Here is a 16,835-nt window from a genome sequence, read left to right on the forward strand (position 1 = left end):
ATCGATTCAAGGAGCGAATATGAGTTCGATGATCAGGACGCCGCCCAAAATGCTGCGCCCTTCCAATCTGGAGGGACTGGCAGAGCAGGCTGAGCAACCCGTCAACCTGGAAGAATTGCTCAATGTCGGCCACCGTATCGGAGGAGAAATCAAGAACTTACGCAAGGCGCGTGGCATCACGCTCGACGCACTTAGCGACGCCGCGGGCTTGTCAAAGGGATATCTCAGTCAGATCGAGCGTGGGGTCTCGAGCCCTTCGGTGAAAGCTCTTCATAGTATCAGCCGAGCGTTGGGGGTCACAATCAGCTGGTTTTTTCCGCCGAAGGCCGATGATGACAGCGATTTGCGTGACTATGTTGTGAGAGCAAGCTCACGACGGAAACTGACCTTCGTAGGTGGCATTACTGATGAGCTTCTGTCCCCCAATCTTGGCCGGCAGCTCGAGCTTCTGAGATGCACATTCCCTCCTGGCTCCGAAAGCGGCAAAGAACCCTACACGCATCAGGGTGAGGAAGCGGGATATGTGATTTCGGGTGGCCGCCGAAAGGACGAGAAGATCATCCACAGCATCTTCTTTCCGATGCGGAAAGACAGCACTGAGATTGCTGACCACGACATTTGGCTGCTGAGCGAGGAATACCACTACTACGATTACATTGCGTCAGACGTTCCACTAGCAAGCATCCGCTGGAATGACAGCGAAAGTGTTTTCGAAAATGACATCGATCGGGAATTTCAAAAGCTGCTTGCCAAGCGCGCAGATGACAATGGCGGCAAGCGGCCAGACATTGCTCTGTTCAGTAAAGAGGGCTCCGCCATTATCGTCGAATTCAAGGCGCCGGGAGTATCGATGGACGAACATGTCGGCGACCTTTCAGAGTACGCTCATTTGCTTGCGGCCAAGTCAGGGGGCCGGCTAAGGAAATTTTACGGATATCTTATCGGCGACACTGTCAATCCGCTGCGACTAAGCGGAACCTGGACTCCGTTTTCAGTCGGCCAGGGATGGTTCCAGTCGAGCCCCCTTTTGGACCCTCGTACTCGGCAGCCATTGGGGCGAGACCTACTTTGAGCTGCTGCACTTCGGCGACGTCATTGAGCGAGCAAAGAAGCGGATTGGCGTATACCAAGACAAGCTCAAGCTGGATCTACATCGGGACGGTCATTGAAGCCGCGTTGAGCGTGGGGCAACGAGCTCATGGCTCGGCTGGAGGCAGGCGAGCGCGGGCCATGTGGTCCCCCGAGGCGTAGTGCGCGGCCAGGATCGCCGCCGTCGCCCGGATCCGCTTTCAGCCTCGCGACAGACCTGATGCTAAGGTAGGCAGTACCAGGGTTTGTCGCCGAGCTAAATCCTGAACGCCGACCAGCTTGGAGCGGCCGGCTCGATGGCGTTCGGATTTCTTGTGCAATTTCCCTTTCAGGTCCGACATGAAGGCCGCCCGCAGCCTTCGATACATCGTGTACCTGGGGCCGAGAGGCGCAAGTATTTTTACTACGCTCCCTTACGCCATCTTGCGACTATCAACGAAGGTCGACGCGCTAGAGAGTTAGCCCATCTGACTGAATCGTTGCGGATTCGCAAATCAGCGTTTTGGTGATTCAAGCTACCCGCCGGGACAGGAGGCCGGCGGGCATGGCAAAACCGCTGTCGATGGACCTTCGTGAACGAGTGCTTGCGGCCATTGCGGGCGGGGTATCCGGCCGGCAAGCTGCCGAACGGTTTGGTGTAAGCGCGGCGAGCGTCAGCCGGTGGCGGATGCGCGAGCGAGAGCAAGGGGATGCCCAGCCAAAAGCTCAGGGCGGAGATCGCAAATCCCACCGGATCGATGTCCATCAGGCGACGATCCTGGCCTTGCTCAAGGCAACCCCCGATATCACCATCGAGGAATTGCGTGATGGCCTGAGCAAAGAAGGTCTGCTCGATCGGGACCGGCTCGTCTTCATTGATGAGACCTGGGCATCGACCAACATGGCGCGAACACATGGCCGCTGCCAGCGCGGCGAACGTCTGCGAGCCGCCGTTCCGCACGGCCACTGGAAAACAACAACCTGCGTGGCCGCTCTAACCACGAGCGGCATCATCGCGCCCTGGGTGCTCGACGGCCCTATCAACCGCGATGCCTTCGAGACCTATGTGGAAAAGGTGCTCGTGCCCGAGCTTCCAAAAGACGCGGTTGTCATTATGGACAACCTCTCCAGCCACAAAGGGCCGCGCATACGCGAGATGATCGAAGCCGCCGGCGCAACGCTCCTCTATCTTCCGCCCTACAGCCCCGACTTCAATCCCATCGAGAACGCCTTCGCCAAACTCAAAGCAAATCTCCGAAAGGCTGCCGAACGCTCCGTCAATGGTCTCTGGGATGCCGTTGGCCGCATCGTCGACACTTACTCGCCCGCAGAATCCACAAACTACTTCGCCGCCGCAGGATATTTGCAACCTGATCGGCTAACGCTCTAACTCGTCCGCGTTTGACGCGAGCTATGCAGTGTCATCGAGAATATCGTTTTCTTCCGTCATTCTGGGTGCCAACATCTCAGCCATCTCGACCGTGACCTCTGGTGCGGCGGAGTGATGGAGATGACGAATGACGGAGGCCAAATTCCTTACCCCCGAGGAAGTGTCTGCGCGATACCGTGACGAGGTCACTGTGGGTAGCCGCGTCGATCAGCGATAAATACGCCATCGGCTAATTCCCGCCCCACGGATGCTCGTTACGAGTTAGATCGACTTGTCGAAATTCGATCATGCGCTCTCCTGGAACGAGGCTCGGTACAACTCCTCGATCTTCGCCACTTCCTCTGCGGTCAATTGCGTGAACTCATTCTCCCTTGCCCACTTGGAAAGCGCGCCGTTGTTCTGCCGCAGGAAACTGAACAGGTTGTTGAGCGTCCGCTCGGGCATATCGATCATGTTATCGATGCCAGCACGGAACGTGTCGAAGTTACGAAGGAAGTTAGTTTCGTTGGGCAGGTCCTGCTCAATCGTCTGGCGCACGCATTCGTACAAAAACTCAGCATGCGGCGTCGCATCGAAGAAACGGTAGAAGTCGGCCGTATCGTTGAGAACCTTTACATTGCCCTTCTGGGTAGCTTCCCATTGGACGCAGGGAAGCAACCTGCTAGAATAGCTCTCCAACACAGTCTTGTACTCCGTAATCCTATCGAGGATCGCCGACGACACCGGGAAATGCAGTCCAGCAGGATTAAACCCTCGGCGCGCGAGAACGTGATGCATCAGGTAGCGGTGGATACGCCCGTTGCCGTCTTCGAACGGATGGATATAGACGAACCCAAATGCCAGTACTGCTGCAGCGATGATGGGATCGAGATCGTTCTCGACATTATGGTCGAAAGCAATCAAGCCCGCCATCAGCGACGCAATATCTTCATGCCGCGCGTCAATGTGATCGGGAATGGGCCGCTGCGTATCCCGGTCGTGCTCACCGACGAAGCCGCCTTCCTGGCGGAAGCCCAGCTTCACAAAGCGCTCGTCGCCGATGACGATGCTCTGTAAGCGCATAAATTCCTGCTCATCGAGCGGCGCGCGACCCGCCTCCCCGATAGCGCGGCCCCACCGCTGAATACGATCCTGTGGCGGCCTTTCTCCCTCGATCACGTAGCTGGACTTCGAATCCTTCAGCAAAAGAAACGCAGCCGTCCGCGCGAGCAGGTCCTTAGGAACTGCGCTGACGACCGCGCGCGCGCGCTCCCTCCAGTCCTGCGCGATAAAGTCGCTCAGCGCAGCAGACTTGAACACGAGCGGGCAGAAGTCCGGCGTACCGGGAAGGTTGTTGCGGACACGATGCCGGGTCGAATTCTCGCCGGCCCCTGCGAACTGGAGTTCGGTATCGACCGCATCCACATATGAGACCTTGTCTGCGGGCGGCAGCTTTAGCTCACAGCCAAGCAGCCACTCGTACAGAAACCAGATACGACGGGCGTAGAGGCCGGTAGGCTTCTGCCGTACAAGCTCCGCGATCTCGCCTTCCTTAACCGCGAGGAAAAGCCGCTTCAGAACGGCAAGGTCCACGCCCTCGTTCTTGAGAGCAAAAGTCAAGTGTCCCTCAAGAGAGGCCTCCGGCGCGTGGCGCGGCGTATAGATGCGCCAGCCGCCCTGCTCGATAATGCGGTGCTTGCTGCCAATCGCCGAAAGGGTCCGGGGGACAGGAACGGGCAACTTATAAGCGTCGATCAGGGCAGCGTAACCCACCGGGACGGCAGCTTCCGGCAGCCTTCGGTCATGAAAAACGCTCACCGATCCTGAAAATTGCGCGCTCACTCAAAGTCCTCTGAAAAACACTCTCTGGCCGGGTCCCTGAAATTTCTTCTCCAAAGACGCCCATTGTCGAATTTCACTTCTACATCGTGAAAAACCTTCTCTCAATTAGCAGCAACCTGAAAAATATTGCAAAGTCGCGACATTTCCGTCATCGACCAGGTCGAAGTGGATGATGCGGAAATTCGCATAATCGGCCGAAAGTCAGTCCTGGAACGGCTTGTGATGGGCGGCGGCGCAGCCCCGCCGGAGTGCCCACTTTTATTCGCAGGTGGCGCGCCCGAAGAGATTCGAACTCCTGCGTGGTCGGATGCTCAGCGACTCCTCGATCCCACTCTTCACGCCAAGAGCGGCGTTCTTCGCCGCCCCGCTCGGCAGGGCCTCGAGCCCGCAATCATCACAACTTACGCTTCTATAAAATCACCGTGGTAGCTATTCGGTAGCTATTGATCGCTAACTCCGACGCCATTTGATTCTAAGATGTTGATTTCGCTGGTACAGTTGGGTGGGCTCGAACCACCGACCTCCTGTTCCACAGGACGACCGTCCCCGAGGCCGAAGAGTAGCCAGAAACGTAGTCCAGCATGGACGCGATGCCCGTAGCCGGGAACGCGATGGTCCCCCAAGCCCGGACGAGACCGGATGCCAGCGCTTTCCACTACTAGGAGTTTTGAGGTTGCCATTTGTCCAGATTTGGACTATATCCATATTTGAAAAAAGGAGCGGCCTATGTTAAATAAGCGCAAGCCGACCCCAGCTGAGGCGTCAAAAGGCCCTCAGCGACTTGATAGGTCACGATTTGCTCCGGCCAACCGAAGGCGGCTGAGCGCCCCAGCTTTACGGACTTTCCTCGCTATCGCGGATCTGTGGGGATTGACGGAAGAGCAGCGCCTGCTGGTCTTGGGGTATCCATCCCGGTCCACCTACCATAACTGGTGCAAGCAGGCGCGTGAGCACGGCGCCTTCACCCTTGATGTGGACGTTCTAACGCGCATTTCAGCGGTATTCGGTATCCACCAAGCGCTGGGGATTCTGTTTCCTCAGGAACGCCTCGGCGTTGACTGGCTGCGTAGTCCACATAACGAGATCGTCTTCGGCGGACATCGGCCGCTCGACCTCATCACCAACGGCTCTCAAGATGGGTTGCTCTCGGTGCGTCGTTTCCTCGACGGGGCGCGTGGCGGCCTCTACATGCAGCCAAACACGATAGACGAAGCCTTCACACCTTACGATGACACGGAGATCGTCTTCCGGTGACGGACGCTTTCACACCCTCGCCACGGCCTGCCCATCGCCTGATCCCCTCACAATTTCCTCCTATCGGGGTGTTCGATACGGTCGCGACGGCGGCCGATCTGTCAGCGGTGATGGAGCTCGTCGGTTGGACGAACGACCGTCTGGTGGCCGAACGTATCGATCGGCTACCGCAGAGCGAATGGGTATATGGCGCACCCAACTCCAGCATCGTCATGGCAGCCTTTCTCCACGTCGCTCCCGGCGGAATGAGATTCAACGGACCGCAGCTTGGCGCCTGGTATGCGGCCGATGATATTCGCACGGCGGCTGCCGAGGTCGGTCATCACCTGCGGCGCGAAGCTGCCGCTCGCAACACGGCCACGATGAGCCGGACCTACAGGGCATACACCGCTGCGCTGCTAGGGGATTATCTCGACATCACAGGGCAGCAACTAGCACGCCCCGACGTGTATGCGAGCGAACGTCATGATGCTTCGCAAAAGCTTGGCGAGGATATTCGTGCGTCAGGTGGTGCGGGGCTTCTTTACGACAGCCTACGGCGTCGTACCGGCATCAACGTCGTCGCGCATAGACCGCGCAACATCGTAGATATCGTGCAGACGGACCACTTCGAAATCACGGTCCACGCAACAGCACGCACGATCGACGTGCGACAACTGTCCAAATGAGAAATATATCCGACCAAGTTGACCGTACTGCCTGTATCGCAAATTTGCGCATGATCTGATGACACAGTTAGTTTCTATTCAAGCCGAAGCGCGCAAGTTTTCGCACGACGCGAAAATGCGATCCGCTGCGCGAGGACCAGAAGTCGTCCGATCGAACACGCCAGCAGTATCCAGGGCCTGGCATCGAGTTTCTATTATTGTTGCCTATCGTAAGGCTGATGGTGCTCGGGATTGTTCCGGTGCGACCGACGGTCAGTGGCATTGCGATGAAAGACATTGGCGTTCAAAAGCGCAAAGACATCGCCGGTTGCAACGAACCGGAGTTGACGCTTGCAATGCAGAGCGACAACGCGCCCGACCCTCGTCTCGTCGAGTTCGTGCGTCTGCTGGCTCGCCATGCAGCGCGGCGCTGGTACGAACAAGCCGACAAGGAGCATGGGTCGGAGCGCTCCTGACTCTACCGGAGACCATTTCATGAAGGTCGCGCTTTACGCCCGTTACTCCAGTGACAACCAGCGCGACGCGTCGATCGCGGACCAATTTCGCGTCTGCCGTGCCTATGCTGAGAAGCAGGGTTGGCGAGTCGTTGAGGAATATTCCGACCATGCGATCTCCGGAGCGTCGCTTCTGCGTGCCGGCATCCAAGCGCTTATTACCGACGCCATGCGCGGGCGGTTTCAAGTGGTGCTGGCGGAGGCGATGGATCGCCTCTCACGTGATCAGGAAGACATCGCCGGCGTGTTCAAGCGCATGGCCTATGCCAACGTAAAGATCGTCACTTTATCCGAAGGCGAGGTTACCCACCTGCATGTCGGCCTCAAAGGCACGATGAATGCCCTCTTCCTAAAGGATCTCGCCGACAAAACGCGCCGAGGCCAGCGCGGACGCGTCGCGCTTGGCAAATCTGGCGGTGGCAACTCTTACGGCTATGATGTTGTGAAGCAATTCAATGAAAGCGGTGAGCCGATACGTGGCGATCGCAGGATTAATTTTAAGGAAGCAGAGGTGGTACGCGCATCTTTCGCGACTATGTCGTTGGCAAGTCGGCGAAGCGGATCGCTGTTGAGCTAAATAGGGATGGCATCTCGGCGCCCGGCGGCGGCGATTGGGGCTTCAGTACAATCAATGGCAACACCAAGCGTGGCAACGGCATCTTGAACAACGAGATGTATATCGGCCGTATCGTTTGGAATCGACAGCGGTTCATCAAAGACCCCGAAACTGGCAAACGTCAGGCGCGTCCAAACCCAGCCGCCGAATGGATCATTCAAGAAGTAACAGAGTTGCGCATCGTGGATGACGGGCTCTGGAAGGCCGCAAAAGCGCGACAAGCTGCCATAAAGACAAAGCGCGAGGATGATGGCACCGAGGTGCAAAATAGCTTCCGCGACCGCCGCCGTCCAAAATACCTATTCTCGGGATTGATAAAATGCTCATGCTGCGGTGGCGGTTACGCCATGATCTCGGCCGACCTCATGGGCTGTTCGACGGCAAGAAATAAGGGAACCTGCGATAATCGGAGGAGTGTCCAGCGGGAGCAACTCGAGGCACGCGTCCTGAACGCGCTACGATGCCACCTAATGGACCCGGCTCTCTTCAAGGAATTCTGCGAGGAATTCACACGCGAGATGAACCGTCTTCGGATGGAAGGCTCGGCGTCGATCGAGGCGGCTCGCTCCGAGATCAAGCGGATAGAGCGCGAACTCGATACTCTGCTGAACCTGATCCTCAAAGGTGGCGCTGCAGATAAGATCAACACAAAGATGGTTCAGCTTGAGAGCCGCAGGGCCGAACTCGAGCAAGCATTGGTTGACGCGGAAGAACCACCACCCCTGCTGCACCCCGAGATGGCAAGTTTCTACCGAGAACAGGTCGGCGCTCTGCATGAGGCGCTGAAGGCTGATACTGAGGCAACCCGGCTGAAAGCTGGAGAGGTTCTGCGTTCTCTCGTGAAGGAGATCATCCTCACTCCCGGCGACGGGGAACTGAAGATCGATGTCCGAGGTGACCTAGCCGGAATCCTGGCGGTCGCTCTCAAAACGAAAACCCCAGCCACCGGGGCTGGGGTCTCGCAATTTGAGATGGTTGCGGGGACACGAAACACCAATACCGACATCCGTTGCAGGTCGGCTTGTAAACGCTCAGTTTTCCTTAGGCATGAGTGCCGCCCCACTCCGTCTTGCCTTGGCGAATCCTCGATCGGGGGCGATGAAACGCTCCAGCATGGGCACGATCAGCCGAACCGGATCGGCCGAACGCTGGTCGGCCTCACGGCCGAGGACTTCAGCGCACCGAAACCTCGACGGGTTTGTCGTCGGCTGCCGGGCCGAGTTTCTGCTTCGCCATTTGCGACGTGGCCGGAGAAGTGACAAAAGTCGGATTCGTCATTGTCGGTGTTATTGCTGGATCCAAGCGTTCCAGGCGTCAAGCATTCTGGCTTGGTTGGCTGCGATCCAGGCGGAATCGTGTTTGACGATGGCCTGGAAGGCTTCTTGCGAACTCGGGATGTTGGCGCGTGCGGCCTCGCTCATCATTGCCACGGCGTCGAGGCTCGGCGGTGTGACGTTAAGACGCTCTGCGAGTTTCGCCTGCACCGTCGGATTATCGAGGTAGAACTTCAGCAGAGCCTCCGCTCCGGCGGGGCTCGGGCCGTTGCGGAGGATCTGCATCGTGTCGGCGAGCATGAAGGCGCCATCGTAGGAAATCTGAACAGGTTGGCCTTCCGCCTTCAAGGCCGAGACGCGCGTACCCCAGATCATGCCGATGACGTATTCGCCGTTGCGAAAGCCTTGTTGACTCTGGTCGCCGGTGCGCCACCAGAGCTGGATTTGCGGTTTGATCTGGTCGAGCTTCTTGAGGGCTCGATCGATGTCGAGGGGGAAGAGGTTGTCAGCGGGCACGCCGTCAGCCAGCAGCGCGGCCGCGAACACGCGCCAGGGATCGTTGAAGCTCGGCAACGCACGCGGGCCAGGGAAACGGGCGATATCCCAGAAATCAGCCCAGCTCCGGGGCTTGGCGCCCGTGAAACGCGCCGCGTCGAAGGCGAGAAGTGTGGCGTTAAACGTGATCCGCACCCCAGCAGGATTGCAGGTCTTATCGATCAAATCTTTGCGCTCCCTGAACTGCTCGCATAAGACCGAGAGGTCGCGGGTGAAAGATCGATTCTGCGGTGACTCGGCGATGATGTCGACGTTGTTGATGATGTCCCACGTGACCTGACCTGCGTTCGCCATGGCCTGGGCGCGTGTCCGCTGCTCGGAATCGGTGGCGGTAACGGTGCTGACCTTGATCCCGGTCGCCTTGGTGAAGGGCTCGAACCAAACTTCCTTCAGTGTCCTGTCGTAAACGCCGCCCGTGGTTGCAACGACTACCTCGCCTGACTGTGCTACCGCCGCAGTTGAGAGCAGAAGGCTGAGCCAGATCTGCCGGATGAGCGTCGCTGCGATGTGTGCGCCGATGCGTCGACGAGAGCCGCGTGTGCTTGGTTTGGTCATGTAGGAAATCCCCTTGATGTCCGTTAACGGAAGCAACTGCGGATGGTGGTCAGCCGCCGCGAGCTGCTGGTGCCCTTGCGAATATCTTGGCAGGGAAATGCCGGAGCTGCCGTCAGAGACGACAGCGACGCTGCGCGGGCGTTCCATCAGACGACCACCGGTTCGGGGGCGACCGCTGGGTCGAGCGTGCCATCATAGAGAGAAATCGCCGGATGCGCGTCCGGATCGGTGGTGATCTCGATCAGTGTCGGCCGCTCTCCCTGCAACGCGTCGCGCAGCGCCGGCAGGATTTCCGCCGGCGTCTCGACGCGCACGGCGACGCAGCCGCAGGCGCGGGCGATCGCGGTGTGATCGACCGGGGCAAAGTGGCAGGCCGTGGTGTAGGCTCCGAACTTTACGGTCTCGGCATCCTTCTGATAGCCGAGAACGCCGTTGTTCAGCACGATGACCGTGAGCGTGATGCCCATCCGAACCATGGTCTCGAGCTCTGCCCAGGAATGGGCGAATCCGCCGTCGCCGACGAGCGCGACCACCCGGGCAGCCGGCTTCGCAACCTTCGCGCCAATAGCGAGCGGCACCCCCCAGCCGAGACCGGCGAGGCCGCGCGGCGTCAAAAAGCGCATGCCCGGCGCCAGTCCGCGCAACTGGCCGACGATCCACATTGAGGAGTAGCTCGCATCGGCGACGACGATCGTGTCGGGTGTCAGCAGCGTCTGCAATTCGGCCATCACGCGTTCGGGCCGGATTGGGCTCGCATTGTGTCGCGTGAGCGGCGCGCGGGCGGCTTCGAACCGGTGCCATGCCTCGGCGATGCGGGACTCCAGAGCGGGCCGTGCCAGGGCGCGCGAGGACAAGTCCATCGCGCGCAGCGCTTCCGTTAACGCGCCGATCGTCTCCGCGGCATCGCCGACGAGGCGAACTGCTTCGTAGTTGCGGCCGATTTCTTGCGGGTCGATGTCGATCTGGACGAGGCGCGCGGTCGGAGGCACGAGCCGCCAGCTATCGGTGCCGTTCTGGTTGTTGCGCGTGCCGATCTGCAGGATCAGATCTGCTTCGGCGAGCAGCGCGCGACTGTGTCGCCCGAGCGAGGCGGGCCCTACCAAGGCGCCGAGCACGCCGCAGGACAAGGGATGGCTCTCGTCGACCGCCCCCTTTCCCATATTCGTGGTGAAGACGGGCAACGCTGCGAGGTCTTGGAGTCGTGCCAGCGCGGCCGGGGCATCCTGCGAGAAGGCGCCGCCGCCAGCCATGACGACGGGATGCCGGGCCTCAGCGATCAGGCGGGCGACGGCCTCGATGTTGACCTGGGCCGGGCGGCTGCGGTCGAGGGGGAATTTGCCATAGCTCGCTTTGCGGCTGGCCGCGAACGGTGTAGCGGTCTCGCGCAGGAGATCCGCCGGCAAGAGCAGCACCGCCGGGCCGGGTCGGCCGCTTGCGGCAGCAATGAATGCGGCGTCGACATAGTCGTCGACGCGATCGGCGCCCGAGAGCCGCCGCGTCCACTTCGCGCAGGATGCGAACAGCGCGACGTGGTCCAGCTCTTGGAAGGCGTTCTTGTCGACCTGATGCCGTTCGACATCTTGGACGAGCGCGACGATCGGAATGCTCGCCTTCAGCGCTTCCGCCAGGGGCGGCACGAGGAGAGTGGCGGCGGGGCCGTTCTGCGCGGCGACGACGGAGACACGCCCCGACACGCGAGCGTAGCCGTCAGCCATGGCGCCGCCCATGTTCTCCTGCCGGTAAGCAATCTGCCGGATGCCTATGGCCTCGGCAGCGAGGATGACGGCCGAGGGCAGGCTCTGTCCGAAGATCACCTCGACGCCGTGGCGCTTCAGGGCATAGGCGATAATTCGTGCGACGGTGGGAGCGGTCTTGGTCATACTGCGAGGCTTTCGATCAGGTCGCTGCGCGTAGCGAGAAAGTCGTCGAAGACTGAGGCGACGCGATCGGTGTCCTCGGTCGTCATCGGGGTGGAGAGGCAAGCTGCCGCGCCACTGGGAAGAACGATGCCGCTCTCTGCGAATGTGCGGCCGAGCTCTTTCATGACATGCGCTTGCGCGGCGGTCGGCGTCGCCTCCCGGAAATCGCGCGGCAGGATCACTTTCGGATGGATCCGGAAGAGCGAGGCGGCGCCGGAAACCGAGAGAGGCACGTGGTGCCGCGCGATAGCGGCCGTGAGCTGTTGGCGCAGTCGGTCGCCCAACCTTTCGAGATGATCGAAGGCGGCACGATCCAGAGCGGTCATCGACGCGAAGCCAGCGACCATCGACAGCGGATTGGCGGAGAAGGTGCCGCCCTGGGGAAGCGCCGGGTTGCCTGCGGAGGCATCGAAGACACTCATGACCTCGCGGGTACCGGCGATCGCGCCGATCGGGAGGCCGCCACCGATGATCTTGCCGAAGGCAAAGAGGTCTGGCGTCAGGCCGTAACGTGCCGAGGCGCCCTCATAACCTTGCCGAAAGCTCAATACCTCGTCGGCAATGACGAGGACGCCGTGCTGTTTCGCAGTTCGCTGGATCGCAGATACGAATTCCGCTGTCGGAGCGATCAGGCCGGCCCGGCTCGGCATCGGGTCGAGCACGATCGCTGCCAGATGGGACGCGCGGGTCGCTATCTGCCGTTCCGCGAGTTCGACGTCGTTGAAACGGAGCGGCACTACCTCGCTCAGAACCGACGCTGGCATGCCACGGTAGTACGGAACAGCCGCCGGCGCAGCCGCCTGCCCCCAATTGTTTGGCGTGCTCGCCTGACTCACTTCAACCCAATCATAGGAACCGTGATAGGCGCCCTCGATTTTGGCGATCGCGGAGCGCCCGGTGAGGGCGCGTGCGGCCTTGATCGCGAACATCACAGCTTCGGAGCCGGTGTTGACGAAACGGATTGTCTCGACGCCGGGAACACGCTCGCAGATCAACTCCGCGAGGCCGATCTCGGCCAACGTCGGGTTCGCGAAGCAGGTGCCGGACTGCAGCTGGCGCGTCACCGCCTCGATCACGGGCGCGAAACGATGGCCATGGATGAGGGTAGTGAAATTGCCGTTCAGGTCTAGGAAGCGGCGTCCATCGAGATCGACGAGATAAGCGCCGTCGCCCCGCTCCATGTACCGCGGAATCGGATTCCGCTCGATCGTCACCCGTGTGGTTCCGTCGATAAAGACGTGCCGTGCGCGCTCGAACGCTTCCTTCGAGGCCCGTCCTACGAAGTTGTGACCTTCGGTCTTCGCTGCTGTCATTGTTCCATCCAGGAGCCGCGCGAAGGGCGGCGGTGGTCGGAACCAATAGACCAAGTATGATATTTGATGCAACAAAAATGTTCGATGCCAAGAAACCCGGCTTCTCTGCCGCCCAGCTTAGCGACGGGCCTCGATCATAAGCTTGAGCTGCACGTAACCATCACGGATGTCTTGTTCCATGGCGGACTTGACCGTGGCACCATCCTTGGCACGCAGGCCCTGCATAGCGGCCATATGATTGGCAACGCCTCGCCGATTCATGGCGAAGCCGGGGTAAAGCTCGTTTAGCGAAGGACCGACACGCAGCCAAAGGGATTCGATCATCGCGACCAGTCGCGGCCAGCCTGACAACCGGTAGATCAGGAAATGGAACTCGCGGTTGACCTTAAGGACCTGGCGATAGTCGGCAGAATCCAACCCGGCATTGATCGCCACCTGCATCCGTTCGAGCCCCTCAATGTCGGCAGGAGCCACTGCCAAAACAGAGCGGTCGGCGGCCAAACCTTCCAGGGCGAGCCGCGTGGCGGTGATCTCGTCGAGCGCTTCTAGTGTCAGAGATGGCAGGACGACCGTCTTGGGGCCTTCATTGATGAGAGCTCCCTCCGATAAGAGCCGGTTGATGGCGTCCCGTGCTGGAGTGGTGCTGACCCCCAGCGCGGCCGCGACTGACCGCACCGTCAGCTTCTCGTCAGGCGGGAAGGCGCCGGAGACGATGATCGCCTTCAGGCGATCATAGGTGAGCTCTCCGAGATTGGATTGCCGGGCGATAGGAGTGACGACACCGGCGAGCAGATACTCCGACATGGAAAGCCTCTTGTTGCGTGATGCATCAAATAGCCTTGGCTCCCCTCGACCGCCAGTGCCTTGACAAAGCCGCAAGAATGATACACCAAATATCAAAATCTGGATATCGGGCGACCGTTCCCGGCCGGCGAAGTGCCTCTCAGGGATTCAAAGAGTGATTATGATCGCCATGTCCAACAGCGATGCCTCAAACAGGCACCAGAGCCTGAATTCACTCAAAGGCGAGGCTATCGCCATCCAAGGCGTTTCGAAACGGTTCGGACCGATCGTCGGTGTCGATTGTGTCGATCTCCACGTTGAGGCCGGGGAATTCCTTTCTCTGCTCGGCCCCTCCGGCTCGGGCAAAACGACTCTGTTGATGATGCTTGCGGGATTCGAGATGCCGAGTTCGGGGTCGATCACCTTGGGCGGCCGGGATCTGACCCATGTTTCACCCAATAAGCGCGGAATCGGAATGGTCTTCCAGCGCTACGCCCTGTTTCCGCATATGAGCGTGGCACAGAACGTCGCGTTTCCGCTCAAAATGCGGGGCGTGAGGAAGGACGAAATCGCTCGCTTGGTCGAGCAGGCGCTCTCGCGTGTCCGGCTTCAGAATTACTGTGGCCGCATGCCCGCCCAGCTTTCGGGTGGCCAGCAGCAGCGTGTGGCGGTGGCGCGCGCCTTGGTCTTCCAGCCGCCGGTCCTTCTCATGGATGAACCGCTCGGTGCTCTCGACAAGAAACTACGCGAAGAACTTCAGATCGAAATCAAGACGCTGCACGCCAGCCTGGGCGTCACGATCATCTACGTGACACATGATCAGGAAGAGGCGCTGACAATGTCCGACCGGATTGCGGTCATGGACAAGGGGCGCATCCAGCAACTCGGCAGCCCTGTCTCGCTCTATCACGAGCCCAGCAGCAGCTTCGTCGCCGACTTCATTGGCAAGATGAATTTCCTCAACGGGGTCGTAACTGGGCTCGACGATTGCCGCATCGAGATCGCGATCTCGGGACAGACATTCGATGTCGCACGGTCTCAAATCGGTGGGCGCGAGGAAGTCGCCGTTGGACGCTCCGTGCGGATCGCGGCCAGGCCAGAAAGTCTGAGCCCAACGGACGAAGGCGAACGAGCCATAGCGGGCGAGATCGAAACCTCGATCTTCCTCGGTCCGCATCGAACGCTGATTGTTCGGACGGAAGACGGAACGCAGCTCCAGATCCAGGTTCCATCCTCCCATCGGGACAGCGGCGTCACGCCACGCGGGCGGACTTTCGTACGGCTGGACCCGGCCGCCGTTCGTGTCTTCGCGCGCGAGGCCTAAGCCATGGCGAACACGACAATCGCCGACGCAGAACGCTTGGTGGCCGGCCAGCTCTCCCGCCCCGCCTCGCTCGTTCTCGCGCTGCCGCTCGTCCTGCTGCTGGGGTTCGCTTTTCTCCTGCCGGTCGCGAAACTGCTGCTGGGCAGCATCTTCACGCCGACGCCGACGGCGGAGCAGTATCTGCGCATCGCCCAGGAGCCGATCTTCCTGCGAATATTCCTGCGCACCGTCCAGACGGCCGCGATCGTTACGCTTCTGGCCTTTCTGCTGGGCTATCCCGTGGCACTGGTGATGTCGCGGCTCGGCACGCGCGCCGCGATGCTGGTCGCGGCCTGCGTCCTGATTCCGCTTTGGACCAGCGTGCTCGTCCGCTCCTACGCTTGGATCGTGCTGCTGCAGAGGACGGGGATCGTCAACAACGCGCTGCTGAGTTGGGGGCTGATCAATCAGCCACTGAAGCTGATCTACACCGAGGGGGCGGTCATCGTCGCGATGACGCATGTGCTCATGCCCTACATGATCCTACCGATCTTCTCCTCTCTGCGCTCGACTCCACCTGAGCTCGATCGCGCGGCGAGGAATCTCGGCGCCGGACCCTGGACCAGTTTCTTGGCCGTCACGCTGCCGCTTAGCCTGCCCGGCGTCTATGCAGGGGCGACCATGGTCTTCATCCTGTCGCTTGGCTTCTACGTCACGCCGGCCTTGGTGGGCGGCCCGCAGAACCTGACCATCGCAACCTTGATCGGTCAGCAGACCACGGAATTGCTCAACTGGCCTTTCGCCGGGGCTTTGGCCGGTGTTCTACTCGTGGTGACGCTCGGCCTCGTCGGCGCATTCAAGCGGTTCCTCCGCTTTGGAAAAGGTGCCTGATGTCGACCTTGTTTGAAACGACCCCCGCAGGGGCGCTGGCACCCGTCCTATCATCTAATCCAGCATTGTCGCCCGCGATCGGTCGATCGCTCCTGAACGGGTTCGCCGGCCTCGTATTGATCTTCCTGCTCTTGCCGACCCTCATCGTCATTCCGATGTCGCTGGGCGAAGCCTCCTATATCCAATTTCCACCACAAGGCCTTACGCTAAAATGGTACCGGGCCTATTTCGCCAATGCGGAGTGGATGAGCGCAACTTGGTTCAGCCTGCGGATCGCGCTGGCGACGACCGCGTCGGCGACGGTGATCGGCACGCTGGCCTCCTTCGCAGTCGTGCGTGGCAATCTTCCGGGTGCCCGTGCCCTGCAGGCGCTTACCTTGGCGCCGTTGATCGTTCCCCACATTGTGCTGGCCGTCGCGCTCTACCTCGTCTTCGCGCCGCTCGGTCTAACGGGCAACTTTGTCGGCTTCGCAATCGCGCACACAATGCTCTCGGTCCCCTATGTCATGATGACGGTGTCCGCCGCGCTGCAGCGGATCGATCCTGCCCTCGAACTCGCCGCATTGAATTGCGGTGCGTCCCGCGCCCAGGCATTCTGGCATGTGGTGCTGCCCAACATCGCTCCTGGGGTCGCGGCCGGCGCGGTTTTCGCCTTTCTGGCTTCCTTCGATGAGGCGACGGTCGCCTTGTTCATTTCCGGCGTCGAGGGCAAGACGATTACGCGAAAGCTCTTCGAAGATATCGACTACAATCTGACGCCTATCGTTGCCGCAGCCGCGACGGTGATGGTCGTTCTGTCCCTCGTCCTGATGGGAGGGGTCGAGTGGATTCGGTCGCGTAGCGCGAATAGCGAGAGCTAGACCATCAGACGCATGTACGCGAGCGTGCCAGGAGCGCCCCTCCCGCGGCATCGAGGAATTCGCCGAGTTCA

Annotated in this window: 15 protein-coding genes and 2 pseudogenes; 10 read left to right on the forward strand and 7 right to left on the reverse strand. The window is 60.3% G+C overall.

Going from position 1 to position 16,835, the window contains the following annotated elements; genetic code table 11:
* Nucleotides 1–19 precede the first annotated feature (19 nt).
* Both ABIA90_RS44540 and ABIA90_RS44545 read left to right on the forward strand, forming a co-directional pair.
* Complete coding sequence (locus tag ABIA90_RS44540) at nt 20–1,072, forward strand: helix-turn-helix domain-containing protein (RefSeq protein WP_354122217.1); 1,053 nt, start codon at nt 20–22, stop codon at nt 1,070–1,072.
* Nucleotides 1,073–1,633: 561 nt separating this feature from the next.
* Nucleotides 1,634–2,458 carry an IS630 family transposase gene (locus tag ABIA90_RS44545; RefSeq protein WP_247457923.1) on the forward strand — a complete coding sequence of 275 codons (825 nt, stop codon included), beginning with the start codon at nt 1,634–1,636 and terminating at the stop codon, nt 2,456–2,458.
* Nucleotides 2,459–2,743: 285 nt separating this feature from the next.
* Here the strand turns inward: ABIA90_RS44545 and ABIA90_RS44550 are convergent, their stop codons facing one another.
* Nucleotides 2,744–4,279 (reverse strand): Fic family protein, encoded by a 1,536-nt coding sequence (locus ABIA90_RS44550; protein ID WP_247457924.1) that lies wholly within the window; start codon nt 4,277–4,279, stop codon nt 2,744–2,746.
* Nucleotides 4,280–5,005: 726 nt separating this feature from the next.
* On the opposite strand from ABIA90_RS44550, the gene ABIA90_RS44555 reads away from it, so the two are divergent.
* The 5 genes and pseudogenes from ABIA90_RS44555 to ABIA90_RS44575 form a co-directional block, all read left to right on the forward strand.
* Nucleotides 5,006–5,533 carry an MbcA/ParS/Xre antitoxin family protein gene (locus tag ABIA90_RS44555; protein WP_247457948.1) on the forward strand — a complete coding sequence of 176 codons (528 nt, stop codon included), beginning with the start codon at nt 5,006–5,008 and terminating at the stop codon, nt 5,531–5,533.
* Nucleotides 5,530–6,201 carry an RES family NAD+ phosphorylase gene (locus ABIA90_RS44560; RefSeq protein WP_247457949.1) on the forward strand — a complete coding sequence of 224 codons (672 nt, stop codon included), beginning with the start codon at nt 5,530–5,532 and terminating at the stop codon, nt 6,199–6,201. The genes ABIA90_RS44555 and ABIA90_RS44560 overlap by 4 nt, the downstream gene beginning before the upstream one ends.
* Nucleotides 6,202–6,419: 218 nt before the next feature.
* Entirely contained in the window at nt 6,420–6,656 is a 237-nt protein-coding gene (locus tag ABIA90_RS44565) for a hypothetical protein (protein ID WP_247457950.1), read from the forward strand.
* 19 nt (nt 6,657–6,675) lie between these two features.
* Nucleotides 6,676–7,272 carry a recombinase family protein gene (locus tag ABIA90_RS44570; protein ID WP_247457951.1) on the forward strand — a complete coding sequence of 199 codons (597 nt, stop codon included), beginning with the start codon at nt 6,676–6,678 and terminating at the stop codon, nt 7,270–7,272.
* Nucleotides 7,257–7,712, forward strand: a pseudogene (locus ABIA90_RS44575) (recombinase family protein); the annotation flags it as partial. The gene ABIA90_RS44570 and the pseudogene ABIA90_RS44575, both read left to right, overlap by 16 nt.
* A gap of 66 nt (nt 7,713–7,778) precedes the next feature.
* On the opposite strand, the gene ABIA90_RS44580 reads toward ABIA90_RS44575, so the two are convergent.
* The 6 genes and pseudogenes from ABIA90_RS44580 to ABIA90_RS44605 all read right to left on the reverse strand — a co-directional run bounded on the left by ABIA90_RS44580 (nt 7,779) and on the right by ABIA90_RS44605 (nt 13,731).
* Nucleotides 7,779–8,087, reverse strand: coding sequence for a hypothetical protein (locus ABIA90_RS44580; protein WP_247457952.1), 309 nt, complete (start codon nt 8,085–8,087; stop codon nt 7,779–7,781).
* Nucleotides 8,088–8,342: 255 nt separating this feature from the next.
* Nucleotides 8,343–8,547: pseudogene (locus ABIA90_RS44585) on the reverse strand (DUF2274 domain-containing protein).
* Between the two features lie 50 nt (nt 8,548–8,597).
* On the reverse strand, nt 8,598–9,842 hold the full coding sequence (locus ABIA90_RS44590; RefSeq protein WP_247457953.1) for an ABC transporter substrate-binding protein: 1,245 nt from the start codon (nt 9,840–9,842) through the stop codon (nt 8,598–8,600).
* Nucleotides 9,842–11,575, reverse strand: a complete 1,734-nt coding sequence (locus ABIA90_RS44595) for an acetolactate synthase catalytic subunit (protein WP_247457954.1) — start codon at nt 11,573–11,575, stop codon at nt 9,842–9,844. Before ABIA90_RS44595 ends, ABIA90_RS44590 begins: the two co-directional genes overlap by 1 nt.
* Nucleotides 11,572–12,927: an aspartate aminotransferase family protein gene (locus ABIA90_RS44600; RefSeq protein WP_247457955.1), complete on the reverse strand. Its 1,356-nt coding sequence runs from the start codon at nt 12,925–12,927 to the stop codon at nt 11,572–11,574. Before ABIA90_RS44600 ends, ABIA90_RS44595 begins: the two co-directional genes overlap by 4 nt.
* A gap of 117 nt (nt 12,928–13,044) precedes the next feature.
* Entirely contained in the window at nt 13,045–13,731 is a 687-nt protein-coding gene (locus tag ABIA90_RS44605) for a GntR family transcriptional regulator (protein ID WP_247457956.1), read from the reverse strand.
* A gap of 160 nt (nt 13,732–13,891) precedes the next feature.
* On the opposite strand from ABIA90_RS44605, the gene ABIA90_RS44610 reads away from it, so the two are divergent.
* From ABIA90_RS44610 to ABIA90_RS44620, 3 genes are read left to right on the forward strand one after another with little or no spacing between them, the layout of a single operon-like run.
* Nucleotides 13,892–15,034, forward strand: a complete 1,143-nt coding sequence (locus ABIA90_RS44610) for an ABC transporter ATP-binding protein (RefSeq protein WP_354126797.1) — start codon at nt 13,892–13,894, stop codon at nt 15,032–15,034.
* A 3-nt stretch (nt 15,035–15,037) separates the two neighbouring features.
* On the forward strand, nt 15,038–15,904 hold the full coding sequence (locus ABIA90_RS44615) for an ABC transporter permease (RefSeq protein ID WP_247457957.1): 867 nt from the start codon (nt 15,038–15,040) through the stop codon (nt 15,902–15,904).
* Nucleotides 15,904–16,764: an ABC transporter permease gene (locus tag ABIA90_RS44620; protein ID WP_502916699.1), complete on the forward strand. Its 861-nt coding sequence runs from the start codon at nt 15,904–15,906 to the stop codon at nt 16,762–16,764. Before ABIA90_RS44615 ends, ABIA90_RS44620 begins: the two co-directional genes overlap by 1 nt.
* Nucleotides 16,765–16,835: the final 71 nt, after the last annotated feature.

Origin of the sequence: Bradyrhizobium sp. LA6.8, assembly GCF_040547935.1 — a bacterium.
GTDB lineage: Bacteria > Pseudomonadota > Alphaproteobacteria > Rhizobiales > Xanthobacteraceae > Bradyrhizobium > Bradyrhizobium barranii.